At 60.2% G+C, this 24,995-nt stretch carries 27 protein-coding genes and 1 riboswitch; of the genes, 22 read left to right on the forward strand and 5 right to left on the reverse strand.

The window, feature by feature from the left end; genetic code table 11:
- Positions 1-137: 137 nt before the first annotated feature.
- From ACMXYJ_RS10315 to ACMXYJ_RS10340, 6 genes are all read left to right on the forward strand, one after another.
- Positions 138-1,196, forward strand: a complete 1,059-nt coding sequence (locus ACMXYJ_RS10315; RefSeq protein ID WP_415759716.1) for a DUF2066 domain-containing protein — start codon at positions 138-140, stop codon at positions 1,194-1,196.
- Positions 1,197-1,235: 39 nt separating this feature from the next.
- Positions 1,236-2,309 carry an AI-2E family transporter gene (locus tag ACMXYJ_RS10320; protein ID WP_415759717.1) on the forward strand — a complete coding sequence of 358 codons (1,074 nt, stop codon included), beginning with the start codon at positions 1,236-1,238 and terminating at the stop codon, positions 2,307-2,309.
- 230 nt (positions 2,310-2,539) lie between these two features.
- Positions 2,540-3,244, forward strand: coding sequence for a DnaA regulatory inactivator Hda (gene hda, locus ACMXYJ_RS10325; protein WP_008148645.1), 705 nt, complete (start codon positions 2,540-2,542; stop codon positions 3,242-3,244).
- Positions 3,245-3,458: 214 nt separating this feature from the next.
- Positions 3,459-4,109, forward strand: a complete 651-nt coding sequence (locus ACMXYJ_RS10330) for a C40 family peptidase (protein WP_415759718.1) — start codon at positions 3,459-3,461, stop codon at positions 4,107-4,109.
- Between the two features lie 165 nt (positions 4,110-4,274).
- Positions 4,275-4,811, forward strand: coding sequence for a C40 family peptidase (locus ACMXYJ_RS10335; RefSeq protein WP_415759720.1), 537 nt, complete (start codon positions 4,275-4,277; stop codon positions 4,809-4,811).
- A gap of 15 nt (positions 4,812-4,826) precedes the next feature.
- Positions 4,827-5,480: an O-methyltransferase gene (locus tag ACMXYJ_RS10340; protein ID WP_415759721.1), complete on the forward strand. Its 654-nt coding sequence runs from the start codon at positions 4,827-4,829 to the stop codon at positions 5,478-5,480.
- Between the two features lie 36 nt (positions 5,481-5,516).
- On the opposite strand, the gene ACMXYJ_RS10345 is transcribed toward ACMXYJ_RS10340, so the two are convergent.
- Together ACMXYJ_RS10345 and ACMXYJ_RS10350 are read right to left on the reverse strand one after the other, a co-directional pair.
- A complete protein-coding gene (locus ACMXYJ_RS10345) occupies positions 5,517-6,830 on the reverse strand; it encodes a PQQ-dependent sugar dehydrogenase (RefSeq protein WP_415759722.1) in 1,314 nt (437 codons plus the stop codon).
- 67 nt (positions 6,831-6,897) lie between these two features.
- Positions 6,898-7,482: a hypothetical protein gene (locus tag ACMXYJ_RS10350; RefSeq protein ID WP_415759723.1), complete on the reverse strand. Its 585-nt coding sequence runs from the start codon at positions 7,480-7,482 to the stop codon at positions 6,898-6,900.
- A gap of 154 nt (positions 7,483-7,636) precedes the next feature.
- Positions 7,637-7,866, forward strand: a riboswitch (cobalamin riboswitch).
- 81 nt (positions 7,867-7,947) lie between these two features.
- Here ACMXYJ_RS10350 and cobO point away from each other — a divergent pair.
- From cobO to ACMXYJ_RS10420, 14 genes are all read left to right on the forward strand, one after another.
- Complete coding sequence (cobO, locus tag ACMXYJ_RS10355; RefSeq protein WP_046048017.1) at positions 7,948-8,559, forward strand: cob(I)yrinic acid a,c-diamide adenosyltransferase; 612 nt, start codon at positions 7,948-7,950, stop codon at positions 8,557-8,559.
- A 10-nt stretch (positions 8,560-8,569) separates the two neighbouring features.
- On the forward strand, positions 8,570-9,985 hold the full coding sequence (locus tag ACMXYJ_RS10360; RefSeq protein WP_415759724.1) for a cobyrinate a,c-diamide synthase: 1,416 nt from the start codon (positions 8,570-8,572) through the stop codon (positions 9,983-9,985).
- Positions 9,982-10,632 (forward strand): 5,6-dimethylbenzimidazole synthase, encoded by a 651-nt coding sequence (bluB, locus tag ACMXYJ_RS10365; RefSeq protein WP_415759725.1) that lies wholly within the window; start codon positions 9,982-9,984, stop codon positions 10,630-10,632. Before ACMXYJ_RS10360 ends, bluB begins: the two co-directional genes overlap by 4 nt.
- The gene (gene cbiB / locus ACMXYJ_RS10370) at positions 10,629-11,537 is read left to right on the forward strand and encodes an adenosylcobinamide-phosphate synthase CbiB (RefSeq protein WP_095130118.1); all 909 of its coding nucleotides are present in this window, start codon (positions 10,629-10,631) and stop codon (positions 11,535-11,537) included. Before bluB ends, cbiB begins: the two co-directional genes overlap by 4 nt.
- Entirely contained in the window at positions 11,530-12,522 is a 993-nt protein-coding gene (cobD, locus tag ACMXYJ_RS10375; RefSeq protein ID WP_415759726.1) for a threonine-phosphate decarboxylase CobD, read from the forward strand. Before cbiB ends, cobD begins: the two co-directional genes overlap by 8 nt.
- The gene (locus tag ACMXYJ_RS10380; protein ID WP_415759727.1) at positions 12,519-13,970 is read left to right on the forward strand and encodes a cobyric acid synthase; all 1,452 of its coding nucleotides are present in this window, start codon (positions 12,519-12,521) and stop codon (positions 13,968-13,970) included. Before cobD ends, ACMXYJ_RS10380 begins: the two co-directional genes overlap by 4 nt.
- A 122-nt stretch (positions 13,971-14,092) precedes the next feature.
- On the forward strand, positions 14,093-14,614 hold the full coding sequence (gene cobU / locus ACMXYJ_RS10385) for a bifunctional adenosylcobinamide kinase/adenosylcobinamide-phosphate guanylyltransferase (protein WP_150655167.1): 522 nt from the start codon (positions 14,093-14,095) through the stop codon (positions 14,612-14,614).
- Positions 14,611-15,666 (forward strand): nicotinate-nucleotide--dimethylbenzimidazole phosphoribosyltransferase, encoded by a 1,056-nt coding sequence (gene cobT, locus ACMXYJ_RS10390; RefSeq protein ID WP_415759728.1) that lies wholly within the window; start codon positions 14,611-14,613, stop codon positions 15,664-15,666. Before cobU ends, cobT begins: the two co-directional genes overlap by 4 nt.
- Positions 15,663-16,238, forward strand: coding sequence for an alpha-ribazole phosphatase family protein (cobC, locus tag ACMXYJ_RS10395; RefSeq protein ID WP_415759729.1), 576 nt, complete (start codon positions 15,663-15,665; stop codon positions 16,236-16,238). Before cobT ends, cobC begins: the two co-directional genes overlap by 4 nt.
- A gap of 2 nt (positions 16,239-16,240) precedes the next feature.
- Complete coding sequence (locus ACMXYJ_RS10400; protein WP_415759730.1) at positions 16,241-16,972, forward strand: adenosylcobinamide-GDP ribazoletransferase; 732 nt, start codon at positions 16,241-16,243, stop codon at positions 16,970-16,972.
- A gap of 157 nt (positions 16,973-17,129) precedes the next feature.
- Positions 17,130-17,534 carry a MarR family winged helix-turn-helix transcriptional regulator gene (locus ACMXYJ_RS10405; protein WP_056744044.1) on the forward strand — a complete coding sequence of 135 codons (405 nt, stop codon included), beginning with the start codon at positions 17,130-17,132 and terminating at the stop codon, positions 17,532-17,534.
- A gap of 52 nt (positions 17,535-17,586) precedes the next feature.
- Positions 17,587-18,795 carry an MFS transporter gene (locus ACMXYJ_RS10410; RefSeq protein ID WP_415759731.1) on the forward strand — a complete coding sequence of 403 codons (1,209 nt, stop codon included), beginning with the start codon at positions 17,587-17,589 and terminating at the stop codon, positions 18,793-18,795.
- A complete protein-coding gene (locus tag ACMXYJ_RS10415; RefSeq protein ID WP_008148682.1) occupies positions 18,792-18,914 on the forward strand; it encodes a hypothetical protein in 123 nt (40 codons plus the stop codon). The genes ACMXYJ_RS10410 and ACMXYJ_RS10415 overlap by 4 nt, the downstream gene beginning before the upstream one ends.
- A 55-nt stretch (positions 18,915-18,969) precedes the next feature.
- Entirely contained in the window at positions 18,970-19,521 is a 552-nt protein-coding gene (locus tag ACMXYJ_RS10420) for a glutathione peroxidase (RefSeq protein WP_056744048.1), read from the forward strand.
- A gap of 89 nt (positions 19,522-19,610) precedes the next feature.
- Here the strand turns inward: ACMXYJ_RS10420 and ACMXYJ_RS10425 are convergent, their stop codons facing one another.
- From ACMXYJ_RS10425 to ACMXYJ_RS10435, 3 genes are all read right to left on the reverse strand, one after another.
- Positions 19,611-20,888, reverse strand: coding sequence for an OmpP1/FadL family transporter (locus ACMXYJ_RS10425; protein WP_415759732.1), 1,278 nt, complete (start codon positions 20,886-20,888; stop codon positions 19,611-19,613).
- A 145-nt stretch (positions 20,889-21,033) separates the two neighbouring features.
- Positions 21,034-21,516 (reverse strand): hypothetical protein, encoded by a 483-nt coding sequence (locus tag ACMXYJ_RS10430; protein ID WP_046053293.1) that lies wholly within the window; start codon positions 21,514-21,516, stop codon positions 21,034-21,036.
- Positions 21,517-21,790: 274 nt separating this feature from the next.
- The gene (locus ACMXYJ_RS10435; RefSeq protein WP_007898912.1) at positions 21,791-22,015 is read right to left on the reverse strand and encodes a hypothetical protein; all 225 of its coding nucleotides are present in this window, start codon (positions 22,013-22,015) and stop codon (positions 21,791-21,793) included.
- A 998-nt stretch (positions 22,016-23,013) separates the two neighbouring features.
- Here ACMXYJ_RS10435 and ACMXYJ_RS10440 point away from each other — a divergent pair.
- Both ACMXYJ_RS10440 and rmuC read left to right on the forward strand, forming a co-directional pair.
- Positions 23,014-23,337: a sel1 repeat family protein gene (locus ACMXYJ_RS10440; protein ID WP_415759733.1), complete on the forward strand. Its 324-nt coding sequence runs from the start codon at positions 23,014-23,016 to the stop codon at positions 23,335-23,337.
- A gap of 175 nt (positions 23,338-23,512) precedes the next feature.
- On the forward strand, positions 23,513-24,877 hold the full coding sequence (gene rmuC / locus ACMXYJ_RS10445) for a DNA recombination protein RmuC (protein ID WP_415760703.1): 1,365 nt from the start codon (positions 23,513-23,515) through the stop codon (positions 24,875-24,877).
- The last annotated feature ends 118 nt before the right edge of the window (positions 24,878-24,995 follow it).

Raw genomic sequence — 24,995 nt, forward strand, 5'->3', positions numbered from 1 at the left:
TATTAACCGTCTATCGTTAGGACAGTGCAAAAACTTGCCGGGGTCGGGTGAATGTTTTGCTTGGGGGCGTGGTCACAGCCTTGCTCAATCCGGTTCACGCGGTCTGTTCCAGCCGCTCTTGTCGTCAGGAATCCTCCATGCGCTTTTTTTCCAGATTTTTGTTTGCGGGCTGTTTGTCATTGGTCAGCCTGGCGAGTCATGCCGAAACCGTCAAAAACCTGTATCAGGTGCGTCAGCCTGTCAGTGGTCAAACCCCTGAGGTGCGCGATCAGGCGACCCAGCAAGCGCTGGATACGTTGGTGTTGCGTCTGACCGGCGATCCCAAGGCTGCACAAAGTCCGGGGTTGGCGGCACTGCGCAAGGACCCGCAGCAAATCATCAGCCAGTACGGCTTTGACGCTGGCCCGCCGGAAGTGCTGAAGGTCGATTTCGATCCGGCCACCACTGAGCAAGCGTTGCGCCGTGCCGGGCTGTCGTTGTGGGGGGCAAACCGGCCTTCGATCCTCGGCTGGTGGTTGAACGATTCCACCGAGGGCTCGAGCCTCGTCGGCGATGGCCAGGCCAGTGCTGCACCGCTGCGCCGAGCGGCTCAACACCGAGGTCTGCCGCTGCGCCTGCCGCTGGCCGATCTGAGTGAGCAGATTGTCGCCACGGCACCGAATCTGGAAGGTACGGACGCGACGCCACTGCGCGGGGCGTCGGAGCGTTACAACGCTGACGCCTTGCTCGCGGTGCATGCCCGTGAAGAGGGCGGGCAGTGGCAGGCCAAGTGGCATTTGTGGCTCGGCGACAAGAAAGAGGCGGGCAGCGTGCAGGGCGCAGATCAGGCCGCGGTGGCCGATGCGGTGATGCTGGCAGTCAGCGAACGGCTGGCGCCTCGCTTTGTCGTCAAGCCGGGTGCTTCGGGCGAACAATTGCTCGAGGTGCAGGGCATGAATCTGGAACACTACGCGGCGCTTGGGCGCTTGCTTGAGCCGTTTGGTGCGCGACTGCAGAGTGTCGACGGCGACCGGATTCTTTACCGGGTCAATGGCAGCGCCGAACAGTTGAAGGCTCAATTGTCTCTGGCCAGGTTGCAGGAGGTTCCGGCCGGTGAAGCGCCGGCGCCAGTCGCGCCGGCTCAGCCGGCCGAGGGTTCGGCACCGGTAGTAGCGCCGACTCCGGCACCTGTGCCGCAGTTGCGATTCCGTTGGTAACGGTTTTCTTTCTTTATATAGATGCATATGGAGTTGTACATGGCCGATACGCGGCGTTGGTTCTGGTTGGGTGGGGTGGTTCTGCTCTGCGTGTTTGTCTGGTTGTTGCATCCGATTCTGACCCCGTTCCTGGTCGCGTTGCTGCTGGCCTATCTGTTTGACCCGCTGGTGGATCGGCTGGAGAAGGCCGGCCTGTCTCGGACCTGGGGCGTGGTGGCGGTGTTTGCGCTGTTTACCTTGATCTTCACGACACTGCTGTTGGTGTTGGTGCCGATGCTCGCCAAGCAGTTGTTTCGTTTGTACGAACTGACGCCGCAGATGCTCGATTGGTTGCAGCACACCGCACTGCCGTGGGCGCAATCGAAATTCGGACTGTCGGATAATTTCTGGAAGTTCGACAAGCTCAAGGCGGCGATCAGTGAGCACATGGGCCAAACCACTGACATTGTCGGTGTTGTGCTAAGTCAGGCAACGGCCTCCGGCCTTGCATTGATTGGCTTGCTGGCGAATCTGGTGCTGATCCCGGTAGTGGTCTTCTATTTGCTGCGGGACTGGGACCTGATGATGGCCAAGATCCGCGGCCTGCTGCCCCGTGATCGCGAAGAGCGCGTTGTGGTCCTGGCGGGTGAATGCCATGAAGTGCTGGGTGCATTCGTGCGCGGGCAGTTGCTGGTGATGGTGGCGCTGGGCGTGATCTACGCGGCCGGCCTGATGTTGGTAGGTCTGGAGCTGGGGCTGTTGATCGGGTTGATTGCCGGTCTGGCGGCGATCGTGCCGTACATGGGGTTCGTTATCGGGATCGGTGCGGCTTTGATTGCCGGGCTGTTCCAGTTCGGTGGCGATCTGTATCCCCTGTTCGGTATCGTTGCGGTGTTCATGGTGGGGCAGGCCTTGGAAGGCATGGTGCTGACGCCATTGCTGGTGGGGGACAAGATCGGTCTGCACCCGGTGGCGGTGATCTTCGCGATTCTGGCTGGGGGCGAGCTGTTCGGATTTACCGGCGTGCTGCTGGCGCTGCCGGTGGCGGCGGTGATCATGGTGCTGGTGCGCCATGTGCATGATTTGTATAAAGATTCGGATATGTACAGCGGTGTTGATGAGCCCGAGCTTTAAGTGGCTCTGATCACGCGTCGCGGGCAGCCTGGTGCGTCGCCAGGTTGACCCGAATCCCTTGCGCGGCTGTCACATGCGCCGCCAAAGAAACTGTCATAAAACCAGTGCGTTAACGCAAACCTTTGATTTTGCTTGTGGTCTGTCGCATTGTGCGACCCGCCTCACGGGTATAAACTTCGCAAACTTTACACAGAGGCCACTAACGGTTCCTTTGGAACTGTTCAGTCAGCATGAAACCGATTCAGCTGCCCCTAGGTGTGCGTCTGCGTGATGACGCTACCTTTATCAATTACTATCCAGGCGCCAATGCCGCTGCACTCGGCTATGTCGAGCGGCTATGCGAAGCCGACGCCGGCTGGACCGAAAGCCTGATTTATCTCTGGGGCAAGGACGGGGTAGGGCGTACGCACTTGTTGCAGGCGGCCTGCCTGCGCTTCGAGCAACTGGGGGAGCCGGCGGTGTATTTGCCGTTGGCCGAGCTGCTTGATCGCGGCATCGCCATCCTCGACAACCTCGAACAGTACGAACTGGTCTGCCTGGATGATTTGCAGGCGGTGGCCGGTCGGGCGGATTGGGAAGAGGCGCTGTTCCATCTGTTCAACCGTCTGCGTGACAGCGGCCGACGCCTGTTGATCGCCGCGTCGACATCCCCGCGTGAACTGCCGGTGAAGCTGGCGGACCTCAAATCCCGTCTGACCTTGGCGCTGATTTTTCAGATGCGTCCGCTCTCCGACGAAGACAAATTGCGAGCCTTGCAACTGCGCGCCTCTCGTCGCGGATTACACCTGACCGATGAAGTCGGGCATTTTATCCTGACCCGCGGTACGCGCAGCATGAGCGCACTTTTCGAGCTGCTTGAGCGTCTCGATCAGGCTTCCCTTCAAGCTCAACGCAAGCTGACCATTCCGTTCCTGAAAGAAACCCTGGGCTGGTAAAGCCAAGGCCTGTAGCGGGTTTTGGCATATTTCAGGCGTCAAGAATTCCGCTTTCCTGCAGGGTTGCAGGCCGCGCGAACGTCTAAAACGGGCTTAAGCGCTTAGATGTAAACGCGAAACCAAGAAGTCACATAAAGTTCGATTGAATTTGCAAATGAGGATGATAGTAGGCATAGTCTCGGCTTCTTTAGAACTATCAGCCACGGTCGTGCCCATGCTAAATCGCTTTGCACCCCTCGTGCCTCTCGCACTCGTCACCCTGTTGTTCGGTTGCGCTGCTCACTCTCCAGTGTCCCAGCAAGAGCAACAACAGCAGGTTAAAAATTCTGCTACCGCCCAATCCTCCGTTCTGTATCAGCAAGCGCTTGAACAGGAAGAAGCGGCCACCGAAAAAGAACTGGCAGACTTCGCCGGCGGCAAGTCGTACCAGCTTCCGGTTCTGGCTGACAGCATCCTCGAACGCGGCATGTCCCTGATCGGTACCCGTTACCGTTTCGGCGGCACCTCCGAAGCTGGCTTTGATTGCAGCGGCTTCATCGGTTACCTGTTTCGTGAAGAAGCCGGCCTGAACCTGCCACGTTCCACTCGCGAAATGATCAACGTCGACGCCCCGCTGGTTTCTCGCGGCAAACTGGAGCCGGGCGACTTGCTGTTTTTCGCCACCAATGGCCGTCGCGGCCGCGTCAGTCACGCCGGGATCTACCTGGGTGACAACCAGTTCATTCATTCCAGCAGCCGCCGCAGCGGTGGTGTCCGGATCGATAGCCTGGGCGACAGCTACTGGAGCAAAACCTTCATCGAAGCCAAGCGCGCACTTGCGATGGCACCGACTGCGTCCCCGGCGATCGTCACGGCGCGCAAGTAAGCGGACTTTTTGTAAGGTGAACTTAAAGTCTTACTTGAAGTTTGCCACGTAGCAGCTAGAATCCTGATCTATTATTGATGGCAAACCGCCTGCGTCCTGCGCAGGCGGTTTTCTTTTCTGCGCCCCCTGCAGAAAAAGCCGCAGCCAGATCAGGATGCTCTGCATATGTCGATGTCGGCCCGCCTCACAATCATGTTCTTCGCAGCGCTGCTCAGCGCCTGCGCCAGCCGTACACCGCCTCCTGCGCCGGTGGTTCGCGCTCCCATTATTTTCAGTTCCTCCCAAGCATTCTCCCCTGAGGCAGAAGACGTATTGTTCCGCGCGCTCGGCCTGGTGGGCACGCCGTATCGCTGGGGTGGCAACACGCCGGATTCGGGTTTCGATTGCAGCGGGCTGATCGGTTACGTCTACCGTGACGTCACCGGCATTTCTCTGCCGCGTACCACGCGCGAGATGATCAGCATGCAGGCGGCCAGTGTGGGCAAGGAAGGCCTGCAAACCGGTGACCTGATCTTCTTCGCCACCAATGGCGGTTCTCAGGTCAGTCACGCCGGGATCTACGTCGGCGAAGGTCGTTTCGTCCATGCGCCCGCCACCGGCGGCACGGTGAAGCTCGATAGCTTGTCCAAAGCTTACTGGCAGAAAGCCTATCTGAGCGCCAAGCGCGTCTTGCAACCTGAGCACTTGGCACGCAATCCCTAAATGGCAGAGGTTGTCATGACCGCTCGCACGCTCAATCTAGACGATTCCCTGTATCAATACCTGCTCGACGTTTCCCTGCGCGAAACGCCGTTGCTCAAGCGTTTGCGTGACGAAACGCAAGCGCTGCCCATGGCTCGCTGGCAGGTGGCACCCGAGCAAGGTCAGTTCCTCGCGCTATTGGTGAAGCTCACCGGCGCCAGGCGTCTGCTGGAAGTGGGCACCTTCACCGGTTACAGCGCCTTGTGCATGGCGGCTGCATTGCCAGATGACGGTTCGCTGACCTGCTGTGACATTCCCGGTGACTACAACGCCACCGCGCGCCGTTACTGGCAGGAGGCGGGGCTTGCCGAGCGGATCGATCTGCGTCTGGCACCCGCACTGGAAACCCTGGCTCAGCTGGACCAGCAAGCGTCATTCGACCTGATCTTCATCGATGCCGATAAAGCCAACTACCCGCGCTATCTGGAGCACGCATTGCGTCTGCTGCGCGTCGGCGGGCTGGCGGTGTTTGATAACACGCTGTGGAGCGGACGGGTGCTTGAGGACAATCCCGAGAGCGAAGACACCCGAGCCATCCAGGCGCTCAATCGCGCCTTGAAAGATGATTCGCGTGTCGACCTGTCGTTGTTGCCGATAGGCGATGGCCTCACACTCTGTCGCAAGCGCTAAACGCTGATCCCACATGGGTTATGTGCGGTTCGACATTTATTTAACCGCCGACACGCGCCACACCTTGTTGCCCACGTCATCGGCCACCAACAAATCACCCTGCTGATCAATTACCACACCTACCGGACGGCCCATGGCTTTTTCCTCGTTGTTGAGGAAGCCGGTGAGCACATCAATCGGCTGTCCAGCCGGTTTACCTGCGCTGAACGGTACGAAAATCACTTTGTAGCCGCTGTGCGGTTCACGGTTCCACGAGCCGTGCTGGCCGATGAATGCCCCTTCCTTGAACTGCGCCGGCAGCCTGTTGCCTTCAGCAAACGTCAGGCCCAACGAGGCGGTATGCGGGCCGACCGCGTAGTCCGGCGCGATGGCCTTGGCCACCAGGTCGGGGTTTTGCGGCTCCACGCGGATGTCGACGTGCTGACCGTAATAACTGTAAGGCCAGCCGTAGAACCCGCCGTCCTTCACAGAAGTGATGTAGTCCGGCACCAGATCACTGCCGATTTCGTCGCGCTCGTTTACTGCCGTCCACAGTGCGCCGCTCCGAGGCTCCCAGGCCAGGCCGTTTGGGTTACGAATCCCCGAGGCGAAGATGCGATGGTTGCCGGTGGCGCGATCCACTTCCCAGATCGCCGCGCGACCTTCTTCCTTGTCCATGCCGTTTTCGGCGACGTTGCTGTTGGAGCCCACCGTGACGTACAGCTTGCTGCCGTCCTTGCTGGCGATGACGTTTTTGGTCCAGTGATGATTCAGCGTACCGCCCGGCAGGTCGATCACCTTCATCGGCTGCGACTTGATCGCCGTCTCGCCGTTTTCATAGTGGAAGCGCAGCAAGCGGTCCGTGTCGGCGACGTACAGGTCATTGCCGACCAGAGTCATGCCGAAGGGTGAGTTGAGGTTTTCCAGAAACACCGTGCGGGCTTCGGCGATGCCGTCGTGGTCCTTGTCCCGCAGCAGCGTGATGCGGTTCGGGCTCGGTACGCCGGCACCGGCACGGCCCATGACTTTGCCCATGACCCAGCCACGAACGCCTTTGCCGTCATCGGGTTTGGGTGGTGCGTTGGTTTCGGCGACCAGCACGTCGCCGTTGGGCAGCACGTAGAGCCAGCGCGGGTGATCGAGACCTTCAGCAAAAGCCGCCACCTGAGTCCCTGTCGCGGCGATGGGTTTCGTGCCGTCCGGCCAGCCGATCGCCGGGGCGATGTTCACTGTCGGGATCAGGGTTTTATTCGGTTCTGGCAGCTTGGGTGATGGGCCGATGCCGTCGGAGACTTGCAGCCTGGCAGTTTCACCACAGGCCGCAAGCCCTCCGGCGAGCACGATGACGAGAACGAGCTGGGGCTTGCGCATGCTGATCTTCCCTATGAATGCATTGACTAATCAATAGAGAAGCGCAGATGCGCGATGGTTCAACGGGTCAGCCGCGGGCTTCCTTGAACAGCACGGCTATGCCGGGGTGATAGTTGCCGGCTTCGTTGCGCAACTTGCGATAGGCATAGGGGAAGTACCAGGCCACCGCGCAGGTGTGTTCCTTTTGCAGGTCATCGACCATGTCCTGGAGTTCTTCCGGGGTGGCGCTTTGTTGGGCTTTTTGCGGGGCGACGAACAGGCAGCCGAGTTTCAGGTCGCTGGCGTAGCTGATGCGTTTGGCGTCGCTGGTGATGTCCAGCAATGCTTGAGTCAGGTTCAGGCTGTTGACGCGGGGCCAGCGCTGGGTCGCCTGAAGGTAAGCGCGTTCTTCGCTGGTTGCGATAAACAGGTCGGCGCGGCCATTGCGTTCGCCTTCTTCGGTCTGTTTGCGGGTCGGTGTTTGTTGCAGCGTGACCATTTCCGCCATCCAGGCCGCGGCGGAAAGCAGGCTCAGGTTGGCTTTTTCGTCGAACCAGTAAGGCGTGTCGTTATCGCCGCGCACGGCGTTGTAGCGGTCGATACAGTCAAACCAGCGTTCCAGCACCGGGCGCAGGAATTCCAGCTTCGGATTGCTGATGATCATGCCTTGCATGTGGCTCACCCTTGTTATTGTATTGTGAGATTGTGGCTCTTTGATATCACTGCTGAGAGTGTGGCACAAGATTGGCGTCAGATAATTGATCGACGGCAGTTATTCGCTCGCAGGCCGCCCGTCTTCAATTGACGCTCCATCCCCAACCCTCTAACCTTCGCGGCTTGTTTCAGGTGCTCTGTGACCTTGGTCGACAGAGTGAAACAGGGAAGCCGGTGAGCGATCTCTTCAATTGATGAAGGCTCGCGATCCCGGCGCTGCCCCCGCAACGGTAAATGAGTGAAGACTGCGCCTTGAGCCACTGTGTCGTAGACATGGGAAGGCGCGCAGCCAGGCAAAATGCCGCTCATGAGCCCGGAGACCGGCCTGATCCATCCAGCGGCATCACGGTGGGCGATGCCAGGCTTTTTGCCGTCTATTCTTGTGCCTGCCCGCCGTTATCCAGCCTCAACGGAGAGCTCCCCCATGACTGATACCCCCGATCGTGACGAACGTCATCTGGCGCGCATGCTGCGCAAAAAAGCCGTGATCGACGAACGCATCGCCAATTCCCCGAATGAATGTGGCCTGCTGCTGGTGCTGACCGGCAACGGCAAAGGCAAAAGCAGCTCGGCCTTCGGCATGCTCGCCCGGTCCATGGGCCACGGCATGCAGTGTGGTGTGGTGCAGTTCATTAAAGGGCGCAGCAGCACCGGCGAAGAACTGTTCTTCCGGCGCTTCCCGGAACAGGTGCGTTTTCATGTGATGGGCGAGGGCTTCACCTGGGAAACCCAGGATCGCCAGCGTGATATCGCCGCCGCTGAAGCCGCGTGGGCGGTGTCCCGCGAATTGCTGCGTGACCCGTCGATCGGCCTGGTGGTGCTGGATGAATTGAACATTGCGCTCAAGCACGGTTATCTGGATCTCGATCAGGTGCTCAGCGACTTACAGGCCCGTCCGCCGATGCAGCACGTGGTGGTGACCGGTCGCGGCGCCAAGCCGGAGATGATCGAGCTGGCCGACACCGTCACCGAAATGGGCGTGATCAAGCACGCGTTCCAGGCCGGGATCAAAGCGCAAAAAGGCGTCGAGTTGTGAGCTGCACTTTATGAATAGCCATCGTCAATGCCCGGCGGTATTGATTGCCGCGCCGGCCTCCGGTCAGGGCAAGACCACCGTCACCGCCGCACTGGCCCGTTTGCATCGCAATCAGGGGCGCAAGGTGCGCGTGTTCAAATGCGGCCCGGACTTCCTCGACCCGATGATTCTCGAGCGCGCCAGCGGTGCACCGGTTTATCAACTGGACATGTGGATGGTCGGCGAGCAGGAAAGTCGTCGACTGTTGTGGGAAGCCGCCGGCGAAGCCGATCTGATCCTCATCGAAGGCGTCATGGGCCTGTTCGACGGCACGCCGTCCAGCGCTGATCTGGCGAGGCACTTCGGTGTGCCGGTGCTCGGTGTGATCGACGGCACCGCCATGGCCCAGACCTTTGGCGCACTGGCCCTGGGGCTGGCGCGCTATCAGCCGGACTTGCCGTTTGCTGGCGTGTTGGCCAACCGCGTCGGCACCCTGCGTCACGCGCAATTACTGGAAGGCAGCCTCACTGAAGGCTTGCGCTGGTACGGCGCCTTGTCCCGGGAAACCGGCATCGAATTGCCGAGTCGGCATCTCGGTCTGGTTCAGGCCAGTGAGTTGAACGATCTTGATCTGCGTCTCGATGCGGCGGCCGATGCGCTGGCCAGCAGTTGCGAGGTCGCGCTGCCACCCGCGGTGGAATTCGCCGCCCCCGATGTGATCGCTACAGAACCGTTGCTGGCCGGCGTGCGTATCGCCGTGGCCCGTGACGAAGCGTTTGCCTTCACCTATGGCGCGAGCCTGGATTTGCTGCGAGCCATGGGTGCCGAGTTGTCGTTTTTCTCGCCAATCCGTGACACGCAATTGCCGCAGGCAGACAGCCTCTATCTGCCGGGCGGTTATCCCGAATTGCACCATGTGGCGCTGTCACAGAACACCACGATGCTGGCCGCCATCCGTGCTCACCATGCGGCGGGCAAGCCGTTGTTGGCCGAGTGCGGCGGCATGCTGTATCTGCTCGACTCTCTGACCGATCTCGAGGGCACTCGCGCTGAATTGGTCGGCTTGCTGGCCGGTGATGCGGTGATGCAAAAGCGTCTGGCCGCGTTGGCGTTGCAGGCAGTCGAGTTGCCGGAAGGTTCGTTGCGCGGACACACCTATCACCATTCGCTGACCAGTACCGAGCTTGAGCCGATTGCTCGTGGATTGAGCCCGAACGGTGGGCGAGGGGCGGAGGCGGTTTATCGCGAAGGGCGGATGACTGCCTCGTATGTGCACTTTTATTTTCCGTCCAATCCATCGGCGATTGCCGCGCTGTTTGCGCCTGACCTTGAGGACGCCTTCGCGAGCAAGTCGAATCGTCGCACCGTCGCTCCCACATTAGAAAGTGTGTTGCCTGAAGAAACGCGGTCCACTGTGGGAGCGGGCTTGCTCGCGAAGAGGCCATGACTGACAACGCCTTCTCCGAAGCTGAGCGCGCGGCGGTCTACCGAGCCATCGGCGAACGTCGCGACATGCGTCATTTCAGCGGTGGCACCGTCGAGCCCGAGTTACTGCGGCGCCTGCTCGAAGCCGCGCATCAGGCACCGAGTGTCGGCCTGATGCAGCCCTGGCGGTTCATCCGCATCAGCGATCGAGCCCTGCGCGGCAAGATCCAGTTACTGGTGGAAGAAGAACGCATCCGCACCGCCGAAGCCCTCGGCGAGCGCTCCGATGAATTCATGAAGCTGAAAGTCGAAGGCATCAACGACTGCGCCGAGGTACTGGTCGCCGCGCTGATGGACGATCGCGAGCGTCACATCTTCGGCCGTCGCACCTTGCCGGAAATGGACATGGCCTCGTTGTCCTGCGCGATCCAGAACCTCTGGCTGGCCTCCCGCGCTGAAGGATTGGGCATGGGCTGGGTGTCGCTGTTCGAGCCGCAAGCACTGGCGGACTTGCTGGGTTTACCCGCCGGAGCCAAGCCGTTGGCCGTTCTTTGTCTAGGCCCGGTCAAGGAATTCTATCCGGCGCCGATGCTGGTACTCGAAGGCTGGGCGCAGGCGCGTCCGCTCAGCGAGTTGCTGTATGAAAATTATTGGGGAGTGAGTCAATGAGTGTGGCGTTGTTGAGTGTCGCTGCGGTTGCGCTGGATGCGCTGCTGGGTGAACCCAAACGCTGGCATCCGCTGGTGGCGTTCGGCCGTTTTGCCGACCGCATCGAGCAACGGTTCAATGGTGAGGGTCGCGGCTGGCGCAGCCATGGCGTGACTGCTTGGGTCATCGCCGTGTTGCCGCTGACCCTGCTGGCCACGGCGTTTTCCTGGGCGCCCTATGTCGGCTGGATTGTCGAGATTCTCGTGCTCTATTGCGCCCTTGGCATGCGCAGCCTCGGTGAACACGTCGAGCCGGTGGCCAAGGCACTGCGCAGCGATGATTTGGACGAGGCGCGCAAACGGGTCAGTTATCTGGTCAGCCGCCAGACTAGCGAACTGGATAAAACCGAAGTCGCCCGCGCCGCCACAGAGTCTGTCCTGGAGAACGGCAGCGACGCGGTATTCGCTGCGCTGTTCTGGTTTGCCGTGGCCGGTGCGCCTGGCGTGGTGCTCTACCGTTTGAGCAACACGCTGGATGCGATGTGGGGTTATCGCAATGAACGCTTCGAACGTTTCGGTTGGGCCGCGGCAAAGATCGACGATGTCCTCAACTACATTCCTGCACGCTTGGTGGCATTGACCTACGCGCTGCTGGGCAAAACCCGACTGGCGCTGAAATGCTGGCGTACCCAGGGTCCGACCTGGGACAGCCCGAATGCCGGTCCGGTGATGGCGGCCGGTGCCGGAGCGCTCGGTGTCGAGTTGGGCGGGGCGGCGATTTATCACGGTGAACTGCATCAGCGTCCGCCACTGGGCGAAGGCGTGCCGGCGGACGCCGACTCCATCGACCGCGGCTGGCAATTGGTCCAGCGCGGGGTATGGTTATGGTTGCTGATCCTCTGCGTGGGGGCTGAATTCTATGCTTGAGCACGGTGGTCGGTTACGCAAGGCGGCGCTCGATTACGGCATCGCCGAAGCCGATTGGCTCGACCTGTCCAGCGGCCTCGCGCCCTGGCCGTTTCCGATCCCGGAGGTTCCGTTGCGGGCCTGGGCGCGTTTGCCGGAAACCGATGACGGCCTGGAGCGGGCGGCCTGTGATTATTACGGCGCCGCTCAGGTGCTGCCGGTGGCCGGCTCGCAAATGGCGATCCAGTTGCTGCCGCGTTTGCGCCGGGCCGGCAAGGTCGGCGTGCTCTCGCCGTGTTACGCCGAACACGCCGAAGCGTGGCGCCGTAATGGCTACATCGTGCGTGAAGTGCTGGAGCAGGAAGTCGACTTCTTTATCGACAGTCTCGACGTGCTGGTGGTGGTCAACCCGAACAACCCAACCGGCCTGAGCCTGACACCAAGTCGTCTGCTCGACTGGCACTCGCGGCTGGCCCAGCGCGGTGGCTGGCTGGTGGTGGACGAGGCGTTCATGGACAACACACCGCAGCTGAGCCTGGCACCTTTTGCCAATCAGGTCGGGTTGATCGTGCTGCGTTCCTTCGGCAAGTTTTTCGGCCTGGCCGGTGTGCGTCTGGGTTTCGTGCTGGCTGAGCGCAAGTTACTCAAGTTGCTCGCCGAGCAAGTGGGGCCGTGGGCGGTCAGCGGGCCGACGCGGGTGCTGGGGCAGGCCTGTCTGCTGGATACCGAAGGGCATGTCCGGCAACGGGTTCGCACTGAAGAGGCCAGTGAACGTCTGGCGCTGCTGCTTGAACACCACGGCTTCAAACCCCAGGGTGGCTGCGCCTTGTTTCAATGGCTGATCACCGATCGCGCCGAAGCCCTGCATGAGTTCATGGCCCGGCGCGGCATTCTGCTGCGGTTGTTCATGCACAACAGCAGCGTGCGTTTCGGTTTGCCCGCCGATGAAACCGACTGGACACGTCTCGCGCAAGCGTTCGAAGCCTACGCCAAGGAAACCCAATGACTACGTTGATGGTGCAGGGCACCACTTCCGACGCCGGTAAAAGTACGCTGGTGACAGCATTGTGCCGCTGGGTTACGCGTCAGGGCGTCAGCGTCGTGCCGTTCAAGCCGCAGAACATGGCGCTCAACAGTGCCGTGACCGCCGACGGTGGCGAGATCGGTCGTGCGCAAGCGGTGCAGGCTCAGGCCGCCAACCTTGAGCCGCACACCGACATGAACCCGGTGCTGCTCAAACCCAACAGCGACACCGGCGCCCAAGTGATCATCCATGGTCGTGCGGTCACGACGATGAACGCGGTCGCGTATCACGACTACAAAGCCATCGCGATGCAAGCAGTGCTGGCCTCTCATGAACGGCTGAGCGCAGCGTATCCGGTAGTCATGGTCGAAGGCGCGGGATCGCCGGCCGAGATCAATCTGCGTGCCGGTGACATCGCCAACATGGGTTTTGCCGAAGCGGTGGATTGTCCGGTGGTGCTGATTGCCGACATCAATCGCGGCGGGGTTTTTGCGCATCTGGTGGGCACGCTGGAACTGCTGTCATCCAGCGAGCAGGCGCGAGTCAAAGGCTTCATCATCAACCGGTTTCGCGGCGATATCGCGTTGCTGCAACCGGGTCTCGACTGGCTGGAAGCGCGCACCGGCAAACCGGTGATCGGCGTTCTGCCTTACGTGATGGACCTGCACCTGGAAGCCGAGGACGGCATCGACCAGCGTCAGACCGACAAGGCCGATCAGGTGCTGAAAGTGCTGGTGCCGGTGCTGCCGCGCATCAGCAACCACACCGATTTTGATCCGCTGCGCCTGCATCCGCAGGTGGATCTGCAATTTGTCGGCCCCGGTCAGGCGATTCCACCAGCCGACCTGATTATTCTCCCCGGCTCAAAAAGCGTGCGCAGTGACCTCGCGTATCTGCGGGCCAATGGCTGGGACACCGCGATCAGTCGTCATCTGCGTTATGGCGGCAAAGTGCTGGGGATTTGCGGTGGTCTACAAATGCTCGGCGAGCAGGTCCACGACCCGCTGGGCCTTGAAGGCGCAGCGGGTTCCAGCGCCGGTTTGGGCTTGCTGGCGTTCGAAACCCAGCTCGAAGAAGAGAAGCAATTGCGCAATGTGCGCGGGCGTCTGGCGCTCGAAGACGCGCCGGTCAGCGGCTATGAAATTCATGCCGGGGTGACCACCGGGCCGGCGCTGGAAAACGCCGCGGTGCAGCTGGACGACGGTCGCTGCGACGGTGCGCAAAGTGTGGACGGGCAGATTTTCGGCACCTATCTGCATGGCCTGTTTGAATCGCCCGCAGCGTGCAGTGCACTGTTGCGCTGGGCAGGTTTGCAGGCGGTGCAGGACGTGGACTATCACGCGTTGCGTGAGCGCGATATCGAGCGGCTGGCGGATCTGGTGGAGAAGCATCTGGATACCCGACTGTTGCGTGAACTCTGCGGGCTTTAGGGTGACCGTGCTGGCCTCTTCGCGAGCAAGCCCGCTCCCACATTGGAATGCGATCACCTGTGGGAGCGAGCTTGCTCGCGATTAGGCCCGTCGCCACACCGCCAATTTGAAAGGATGTAACCATGCTGCAACTGATCCTCGGCGGCGCCCGCTCCGGCAAAAGTCGCCTGGCTGAAAAACTCGCCTCCGACAGCGGCCTAGCGGTGACTTACATCGCCACCAGCCAACCCCTCGACGGTGAAATGAACGAGCGGGTGGCGCATCACCGCGCCCGTCGTCCGGCTGAATGGGCGTTGATCGAAGAGCCGGTGGAGCTCGCCCGCATCCTGCGCGAAACCGCCAGTGCCGATCGGTGCCTGCTGGTGGATTGCCTGACGTTGTGGATGACCAATCTGCTGATGCTCGACGACACCGAGCGCCTGTCTGCCGAACGTGATGCATTACTGGACTGCCTGGCGTCGTTGCCGGGTGAAATCATTTTTGTCAGCAACGAGACCGGAATGGGTGTCGTGCCGCTGGGCGAATTGACTCGCCGCTATGTCGATGAAGCCGGTTGGCTGCATCAAGCGTTGGCTGAGCGCTGTCAACGCGTCGTCCTGACCGTCGCCGGCCTGCCCCTGACTTTGAAAGGAACTGCGTTATGACTCAAACCTGGTGGCTTAACCCGTGCAAACCGATCGATGCTCAAGCGGTCGAGCAGGCGCAGGCCCGTCAACAGCAGCTGACCAAACCGGCCGGCTCCCTCGGTCGGCTTGAGTCGGTGGCCGTGCAATTGGCCGGGATGCAGGGGCAGGTCAAGCCGAGTCTGGATCAGCTGTGGATCGCGATTTTTGCCGGTGACCATGGCGTGGTCGCTGAAGGGGTGTCGGCATTTCCTCAGGAAGTCACCGGTCAGATGCTGCATAACTTCGTCAGCGGCGGGGCGGCGATCAGCGTGCTGGCGCGGCAACTCGGGGCCTCCCTGGAAGTGGTCGACCTCGGTACGGTCACGCCGTCGTTGAATTTGCCGGGTGTGCGTCACGTGAACATCGGCCCGGGTACAGCGAATTTCGTCGAAGGGGCGGCCATGACGCCGGCTGAAGGTGAACTCGCTTTGCAGGCCGGCCGCGACAGCGTGCAGCGCGCCATCGCGGCGGGTGCGCAGTTGTTTATCGGTGGCGAGATGGGCATCGGCAACACCACCGCAGCCAGCGCGTTGGCCTGTGCCTTGCTCGATTGCCCGGTGGTGCATCTGGCCGGGCCAGGCACGGGTTTGAATGCGGCGGGTGTCAGCCATAAAGCTCAGGTTATCGAGCGCGCTTTGGCGTTGCACAGTGCTCAACGTGGCGATGCGTTGCAAACCCTGTTCAACCTCGGCGGTTTTGAAATCGCGGCATTGGTCGGCGCGTATCTGGCGTGTGCCCAGGAAGGCGTCGCGGTGCTGGTGGACGGTTTCATTTGCAGTGTCGCGGCGTTGGTGGCGGTGCGCTTGAACCCTGATTGCCGTGAGTGGCTGTTGTTCGGTCATCGCGGCGCCGAGCCGGGTCATCGTCATGTACTGGAAACCCTGAACGCCGAACCGCTGCTGGACCTCGGCCTGCGTCTGGGCGAGGGCAGTGGCGCCGCATTGGCTGTGCCGTTGCTGCGCCTGGCGTGCGACCTTCACGGGCAGATGGCGACTTTCGCCGAGGCCGCCGTGGCGGATCGTCCGGCATGACCTTGCGCCTGGACCTGTTGCGCCACGGTGAAACCGAACTCGGCGGCGGTTTGCGCGGAAGCCTCGACGATGCTCTGACCGAAAAGGGCTGGGCGCAGATGCGCGCGGCGGTGGTCGAGCAGGGGCCTTGGGATCGTTTGGTCAGCTCGCCGTTGCAACGTTGTGCGCGGTTCGCCGAAGAACTCGGCACACAGCTGGGTTTGCCGGTGCAGTTGGATAAAGACCTCCAGGAGCTGCACTTCGGCGCCTGGGAGGGGCAGAGCGCAGCAGCGCTGATGGAAACCGATGCCGAGGCGTTGGGATTGTTCTGGGCCGATCCTTATTCGTTTACGCCGCCTCAGGGTGAGTCGGTCGTGGAGTTTTCAACGCGGGTGTTGGCAGCCGTTGAACGCTTGCAAGCCGCCTACGCCGGCGAGCGGGTGTTGCTGATCAGTCACGGCGGGGTCATGCGTTTGTTGCTGGCTCAGGCGCGGGGATTGCCTCGTGAGCAGTTGCTCAACGTCGACGTCGGGCATGGCGCGTTGTTTTCGCTGTCGGTCGAATCCGGCATGTTGTTAAAGGAAGCGCTCTGACCATGTTGCCATTCTGGATCGCCCTGCAATTTTTGAGCAGTCTGCCGATTCGTCTGCCGGGCATGCCGGAACCACAGGAGTTGGGGCGGTCGCTGCTGTTTTATCCGCTGGTTGGCCTGCTGTTCGGCGGGATTTTGTGGGCGTTCAACTGGCTGCTGCTCGGCACCCCGGTGTTGCTTCACGCAGCACTGTTGCTGACGGTTTGGGTATTTCTCAGCGGTGCCTTGCACCTGGACGGCCTGGCCGACAGCGCCGATGCGTGGCTCGGTGGGTTTGGCGATCGCGAGCGCACGTTGACGATCATGAAGGACCCGCGCAGCGGGCCGATTGCGGTCGTGACGCTGGTGCTGGTGTTGCTGCTCAAATTCGCCGCGTTGCTGGCATTGATCGAGCAGCAAAACGCCGTTGTCCTGATCATTGTTCCGTTGATCGGGCGCAGCGCGATGCTGGGCTTGTTCCTGACCACGCCTTATGTGCGTGCCGGTGGCTTGGGGCAAGCGCTGGCCGATCATCTGCCGCGTTTGGCGGGCAAACAGGTGTTGGCGGTGAGTGCGTTGGCGTGTGTTTTGATTGCCGGTCTCAGCGGCGTGTTGGCAGTTGTGCTGGCGGCGCTGGTGTTTGTCTGGCTGCGGCAAGTGATGCTGCGCCGATTGGGCGGCACGACGGGCGATACGGCGGGGGCGTTGCTGGAAATCCTTGAGGTCGCGGTGCTGGTGGGATTGGCGTTAACCTGATTGAGATGCGGTGGCTGTTTTGGCCTCATCGCGAGCAAGCTCGCTCCCACATTGGAATGCGGTCCCTGTGGGAGCGAGCTTGCTCGCGATGGCGATCTACCTTACACAACTAATTTTGAAACTTGATTTAACACAACAGCGGGTATATACACGCACCATGCTCGACTCCCAATGTTTATGCATCAACCTGCGTCGCGCCGCCCGTGGCGTCAGCAGGCATTACGACGGCGCTCTCGACGGCTTCGGGATCAACGTCGCCCAGTATTCTCTGCTGTGTAATCTGCAGCGTCTGGATAAACCGAGTATTTCCACGTTGGCCGAGGCCATGGGGCTGGATCGCAGCACCTTGGGGCGCAATCTGCGGGTGCTGGAAGGCGAAGGCCTGCTGATGCTGGTCGAGGGCGAAGACATGCGCAATCGCATCGTCATGCTCACCGAGGCGGGTACTGAACGCCTGAAAGCGGCCTTGCCGGCCTGGGAAGCGGCGCAACAGCGGTTGATTGATCGTCTTGGGGCCGAGAAACGCGAAACCTTGCTGCGACTGCTGGACGAACTGGCGTGATGCCGGTTTTTCCGATCTTAAGCGGGTATATACCCGCTACCGGAGAATAAGAATGACATCGATGTGGCGTACGTGTGGTTGGGTTTTGTTGGGGAGTGCGCTGATTCTCGCGTTGTCCTTGGGCGTCAGACACGGCTTCGGGCTGTTTCTGGCGCCGATGAGTGCCGAGTTCGGCTGGGGGCGTGAGACGTTTGCCTTTGCTATTGCCTTGCAGAACCTGATCTGGGGTCTGGCGCAGCCCTTCACCGGCGCGCTGGCCGACCGCTTTGGCGCCGCGAAAGTGGTGCTGGTCGGCGGTGTTTTTTATGCCCTGGGCCTGGTGTTCATGGGGCTGTCGGATTCCGCCGTGACCTTGTCCTTGAGCGCTGGCCTGTTGATCGGTATTGGTCTGTCCGGCACCTCCTTCTCGGTGATCCTCGGCGTGGTCGGTCGCGCGGTACCGGCAGAGAAACGCAGCATGGGCATGGGCATTGCCAGCGCTGCCGGCTCTTTCGGCCAGTTCGCCATGTTGCCCGGCACGCTGGGGTTGATCGGCTGGCTGGGCTGGTCAGCGGCATTGCTGGTGTTGGGCCTGTTGGTGGCGCTGATCGTGCCGCTGGTGAGCATGCTCAAGGACAAACCGCTGCCAGTGTTCGGTCATGAACAAACACTGTCCGAGGCACTGCGCGAGGCCTGTTCCCATTCGGGATTCTGGCTGCTGGCGTTCGGCTTTTTTGTCTGCGGCTTCCAGGTGGTATTCATCGGTGTGCACTTGCCGGCTTATCTGGTGGATCAGCATCTTCCGGCGAGCGTCGGTACGACGGTGCTCGCGTTGATCGGGCTGTTCAATATCTTCGGGACCTACACGGCGGGCTGGCTCGGCGGGCGGATGTCCAAGCCGCGTTTGCTCACCGGCCTGTATCTGCTGCGAGCCGTGGTGATCGGGTTGTTCCTGTGGGCGCCGGTCACGACGACCACCGCGTACCTGTTTGGCATGGCGATGGGCTTCCTGTGGCTGTCGACCGTGCCCTTGACCAACGGCACTGTCGCGACCTTGTTCGGCGTGCGAAATCTGTCCATGCTCGGTGGGATTGTTTTCCTGTTTCACCAGCTCGGATCGTTCCTCGGCGGCTGGTTGGGCGGGGTGGTGTACGACCGAACCGGGAGCTATGACTTGATCTGGCAAGTGGCGATTCTCTTGAGCCTGTTGGCCGCCGCCCTGAACTGGCCGGTGCGTGAGCAGCCGGTGGCGCGCCTGCAAACACAGATGAGTGCGATATGAACAGTCTCTGGCCGCGGATCGCTGTCGTCGCTGTCTGCGCCTTGCTGCTAGCCTTGTCGTGGTGGGGCTGGCATCAGGGCGGGCTGGCGTTGATGCAACTGGGCATGGGTGCTTGCTAGCAGGATGTGAGGGCGAGTAACTTCGGTTTTGACGATTTCTCTAGGATGCACCGACATGCTGATGCGATGGCTCGCAGTTCCCGCGTTACTGGTAGCGTTTAGTGGATTGGCTCAAGCCGCCGAATGCCCGGAGCTTTTGCAAGGCTCGTTGCCCAAGCTGCGCGCCAAGGAATCCATCGACCTGTGCCAGCGCTTCGCCGGCAAACCGCTGGTGGTGGTCAATACCGCGAGCTTCTGTGGTTTCGCCCCGCAGTTCAAAAGCCTTGAGGCGCTGAATCAGCGTTACAAGGATCAGGGGCTGGAGGTGATCGGCGTTCCGTCCAACGACTTCAAGCAGGAGTCCAAGGATGGCGAAGAGACTGCCAAGGTCTGCTACGTGAACTACGGCGTGACCTTCACCATGACTGAACCGCAAAAAGTCCGCGGTAATGACGCGACGCACTTGTTCAAGATCATCGCCAAGCAGAGCACCGCGCCGAAGTGGAACTTCTACAAATATGTGGTCGATCGCAAGGGCAAGGTGATCGCCAGTTTTTCCAGCCTGACCAAGCCTGATGATCCCGAGTTCATCGAGGCGGTGGAGAAAGCCCTCGCCTCGCAACCCTGATCGGCGCCCGTTAAAAAGCCCCGCCTCTGTACAAGAGAGCGGGGCTTTTTCAATTCAAGCGGCGAGTGGTTCAGGCTCGCCATGAATCATCAGAAGCGGTAGGTCGCGCCAACACCGAAACCGTTCGCCCAGTTTTCATACTTGGCGCTGTAGTTCTGGTTGCGAGGTGCACCGTTGCTGTTGTTGACCTTGACCGACTCTTCGCGCAGGTACGAATACGCTACGTCGATGGTCAGGTCGTCGGTCGGGCTCCAGCCAGCGCCCAGGCTGAAAATCTTGCGATCGCCAGTCGGGATGCGTGGAGAGCGGTTTTCGTTGTTGGTCGGTGACTGGTCAACCGACAGACCGGTACGCAATACCCACTGCTTGTTCAGCTGGTACGAAGCACCGATGGCGTGAGCCCAGGTGTCGTGCCAGTTCTGTTCTTCAGTGATGGTGCCGAACAGCGGGTTCAGGCCAGCAGGAACACCGCTGTTCTCGACGCTGATTTCCTTCAGGCGGCTCCAGCGAGTCCAGGTGCTGCCTGCGTAGAGGGTCCACTGGTCGTCCAGCTGATGAGTGACCGAGAAGTCGACCGACTCAGGCGTGGTGATATCCAGCGAAGCGTCGTACTTCTGGTTCGGATTCTGACGCAGTGCTGTGAGGAAGCCGTAGTTGACCTTGGTGTCACCCTCGAGCTTGTACTTCACTTTCGAGTGGTAGGTCAGGCCGACGCGAGTGGAGTCGGTGGCTTGAACCAGGATACCGATGTTGTAGCCCAGCGCAGTGTCGTCACCCTTGATTTTGACTTCACCGTCTGGTGCGCGTTGGCTCAGCGACAGGTTCGATTCCAGTGTACCGTCGATGCGGTTGATGGTCGGGCCGAAACCGATCGACACTTTGTCGTTGAAGGCATAGCTGACAGTTGGCTGGAGAGTCACGATTGTGACTTCGCTCTTGCTGCCGAAGTATTTGCCGGCGAAGCCGTTCTCGTAGTCGGTCACCAGGCCGAATGGAGCGTAGACGCCGAAACCGACTGCCCACTGGTCATCGATTGGCTTTACGTAGTAGCCCATGGGCACGCCCATGAAAGGGACCATGTCACCTTTGTTGGTACCACTATTCGGGCTGGAGCTGGCATCACTGATATCAGCGTGCGCGTCGATAAATGCAACACCACCGGTCACTTGTTCGCGCTTGAGGCGAGACATGCCGGCAGGGTTGCCAAAAACGGTGGATGCGTCGTCGGCAGATGAAGATCGCCCGGCAAAACCTGTCCCCATCCCGCTGATGCTTTGTTCGTTGAGGGCAAAGCCACTTGCGAAGATTTGGGTGGATGCCATGGCAACGGCGAGGCTAATGGTGGTTTTGAGCATTACTTTTTTCATTATTAGAACTCCTGGTGATCACCGGGGCGAAAATTACCAACATTTTCGTCCCAGCGCCATAGGCTGTAATGCTTGATTTAGAGCGGTTTTGTAGGACAATCCGACCAAAATCGCAGCGGTTGCGCGATCTTGTGGAAACTGCAGATCAGCAGGCGACCTGATTCAGCGGTGAAACACAGGTTTGCCAGGCGCAGGTGAAGTCTCTCAGGCGTCCTTGAGGCTGGAAGGTCTGGCGCCAGATACGGGCCATTCCCAATAGGTCGTCTGCTTCGGGGAGGGGGGTGTTCTGTTCTTCTACCAACAGCCAGGCGATGGCTGTGGCGTAACGCAGGTTGACGGTCAATTCGAGGTGCGGACCACTCAGGAACGCATGTTGGCTGGCCAGGCCGCGAACCAGGCTTGCGCGTTCCGGGTCAAGTGCCAGGTAGTGGTCCCAAAGTGCTTGATGGCGGGGTTCGGCGATTCGGTACAGGCCGTGTCCACGGCGGTCATGCAGGGCAGTTCCAAGGGCGGACTGGCTGGCGGCGACGCCCAGCAGCAGGGATTCGGCAGTTGCGCTATGGCACCCGAGGTAAATCAATGTCGGGCGGATCACATAACGGCACAGTTCGCTGGCAGCGATACCCATAAAGCCCTCGAAACATGAAATGGTCGGCGATACCTGAAGGGCATTGGCAGCAGTGAATCGAATCAGGCTCGCCGGAAGCGGACCAAGCCGCTTGAGTTGAAGTGTAGTGTCATATTCGCGCCGTAAAGGCCTGTTTTTAAAATATTTCCAGCTGCGAGTTATAACCGTTATATCGCTTAGTGCTTAGGCGGTGGCAGTGAAAAGAGAAATATCGGGCAATAAAAAGCCCCGCTTTTTGAGCGAGGCTTTTGAGGTTTTCAGTCTTTCTGGCGTATCAGGCAACCAGTGCCTGACGGGTACGCTCGATCACGGCCTGCAGCGGCTCGGCGCTGGAGTATTGATCGGGGTACAGGCGTTCGCTGTGACGAGCGATGCCGTGTTCGTTGACCAGAGTGAAGCTGAAGCAGCCTTTGCGAGCGGCCATGATCAGGCAGTTCATTGGTGCAAAAGCGTTGGTTAGGGTGCGGATGGCATCCTGGGTGTGGATTTGAGTAGACATAGTCATTGGGTGTTCCTACAAGCGACACGGATAAGAACCGTGCAAAATTAAAACGTTCCAGTGACGACGACCACCATTGGTCGAACGAAGAACCCGACTGGAACAAAGCAGCCAGTTTGAAGCGCTGATAAATTGGCGCGCTTGGGCTGGCAGGTAGGTACTTAGGAGGGCAGGCAACACATCAAGGGCAAAGGTTCTGGGCCCAGGGTGAAGATCCTGATCAATTTGCAGGTTGGTTCGGTCAGAGTAAGTGAGCTTCGCAACACCCTTCGCTTTGTTCGAAGGCAGTGTTGACGCAAGGTTTACCTGGAAACCATCGAGGTGGCCGATCCCGCTTTGTCGGTGGAGGCTTCCTTGAGGAAGGCTGACCGGGGGGATTTGTTCGACCAGAATTGACTTTCAGCTTGGTACTAACGCCGCGGATACTAACGGATTGAATTGCTGAAGGGAAGTGTGTAATCAAAAAAAGTTCTCTGGATGCTCCTCATTCAACGTCCGGATTGGCGCCCGGACAAAGCCATGACCCACAGACTTGCCCTGTAATAGCACAAATTCCGACCATTGGTAGTCACGGCTCATCGGGCCAGGACCCGTCTGGATCATGGGTTTGCCAAAGTTTATCCCCAGGTGCAGGCAAAAAATGCGCCGAAAAAGCGCATCGATATAACTGCCTCGAAGGTACTTGTGCACATAAGTCACGAAGGGTGTCACGCCGCTGTCATCTTCCCTTCAAACGCAGTGGGTGCCTGTAACCAAAATTTAAGTCAATGAAAAACATCGCTTTTTTTTACTGGTGAAAAAATCGTCAGTTTGACTGCGAGCCCCATTCCATACGGCTTTGCGAGAGTTCAAGGGCGGTTGTCCACTGAGTTATCCACAGCTTCTGTGGATTGTCCCGAGCGCTTGCTCTAGGACGGGCGTGCCGGGTTTTTTTAGGCTTTACCTGTAAGAAAAAAAGAGTAGAGTGGCGCGCCTTCCGATCTGCCCCACAGTGCTTTATGAAGTTTCGCTCAGTATCAGTTTCTGTAACCTCCACACCTCCCAGCGTTACCCCGCCCAAGCGCTTTTCGATGCGTGTGGCCGAGTGGTTGCTGGACAGCCCGCGTCTGGGCGAAAACCACAACGTCAAACACTTCGCCGGACGTTTGCTCAAGCAGCCAGCCCGTGAAGGGGTCGTGGCCGCGCAAAGCCGTCTCGGTCAGCTGATGTGCCGTGAATGCGGGAATGCCCGGGATCGCCGTATCGGCCAGGAGCTTTTGCGTTCGGCCGCGCGGGCAGGGGATCGGCGCGCCCAGCAGGAACTCGGCCTGATCGAAGACTGAGCTGTCCAAGACCTGACGCCTTGGTTAACCTTCAAGCTTTATTTCATTGGCAGGAGTGGCTATGGCTATGGACTTGACCAGCGCATTGCTTGGTCTGGCGGGCGCTGCACTGCCGTTACTGGTACTGGCCTGGCAACTTCAGCGCCGAGCGAGCGCCACGCAGTCAGAGGTTGCGCTGCTGGAAGAGCGTCTGGCCACGGCCCAACTGGCTCAGGATGGATTGAACGCGCAACTCGAAGCCTGTCGTGATGAAATCGGTGATCTGGGCCAGGCCAACGCCGCCAAACAGGCAGACCTGGCCGCCGTGCGCCGTGAAGTCGAACTGCTGCAGATCGAACGTGACGACGCCCGCGATGCCGCCCACGCCTGGAATCTGGAACGCGCCGGCAAAGAGGCTGAGTTGCGCCGTCTGGACGCCCAGGCCGCTTCGCTCAATGCCGAGCTGCGTGAGCAGCAGGAAAGCCATCAGCAGCGCCTCAACGACCTGCAGGGCTCGCGAGATGAGCTGCGAGCCCAGTTCGCCGAGCTGGCCGGCAAGATCTTCGACGAGCGCGAGCAGCGCTTTGCCGAAACCAGTCAACAACGCCTCGGTCAGTTGCTCGATCCGTTGAAAGAACGCATCCAGTCCTTTGAGAAACGCGTCGAGGAAAGCTATCAGGCTGAAGCCCGCGAACGTTTTTCCCTGGCCAAGGAACTGGAGCGGCTGCAACAGCTGAACCTGCGCCTGAGCGACGAAGCCACCAACCTGACCCGCGCCTTGAAAGGCCAGAAAACCCAAGGCAACTGGGGTGAGCTGATTCTTGAGCGGGTGCTTGAACACGCGGGCCTGGAAAAGGGGCGCGAGTACCAGACCCAAGTCAACCTCAAGGGCCCGGACGGTGAGCGTTTCCAGCCGGACGTGATCATTTATCTGCCGGGCGACAAACAGGTGGTGGTCGACTCCAAGGTCAGCCTCACGGCCTATCAGCAATACGTCGCGGCCGAAGACGATGCCATCGGCCAGATCGCTATCAAGCAGCACGTGCTGTCCCTGCGCACTCACGTCAAAGGGTTGGCCGGCAAGGATTACAAGCGTCTCGACGGTTTGCACAGCCTGGATTTCGTCCTGCTCTTCGTGCCGATCGAAGCGGCGTTCTCCGCTGCATTGCAGGCTGAGCCGACACTGTTCCAAGAGGCCTTCGACCGCAACGTCGTGATCGTCAGCCCGACCACGTTGCTGGCGACCTTGCGCGTCATCGACAGCCTGTGGAAGCAGGAGCGCCAGAGCCAGAACGCCCGGGAAATCGCCGAGCGGGCGGGGTGGCTGTACGACAAGTTCGTGTTGTTCATCCAGGATCTGGATGAAGTCGGCAATCGCTTACAACAATTGGACAAAGCCTACAGCTCTGCGCGCAACAAGCTGACAGAAGGCCGCGGCAATCTGGTCAGCCGTGCCGAGCAGCTCAAGTTGCTTGGCGCGCGAGCGAGCAAAAGCCTGCCGGCAGACTTGCTGGAGCGGGCGATGACCGATGTGGATGGGTTGGCCGAGTTACCGGAGTAGGCCGAAAAGCTTCGTCGGAGCGCCGCCCGGAGCAAGCCCGCTCCTACATTTGACCGAGTTCTTCCAGATAGAATGCAGTTCAATGTGGGAGCGACGGTGCGGCGATCCGACTTGCTCG

The organism is Pseudomonas arabinosi, assembly GCF_047758675.1.
Classification (GTDB): domain Bacteria; phylum Pseudomonadota; class Gammaproteobacteria; order Pseudomonadales; family Pseudomonadaceae; genus Aquipseudomonas; species Aquipseudomonas arabinosi.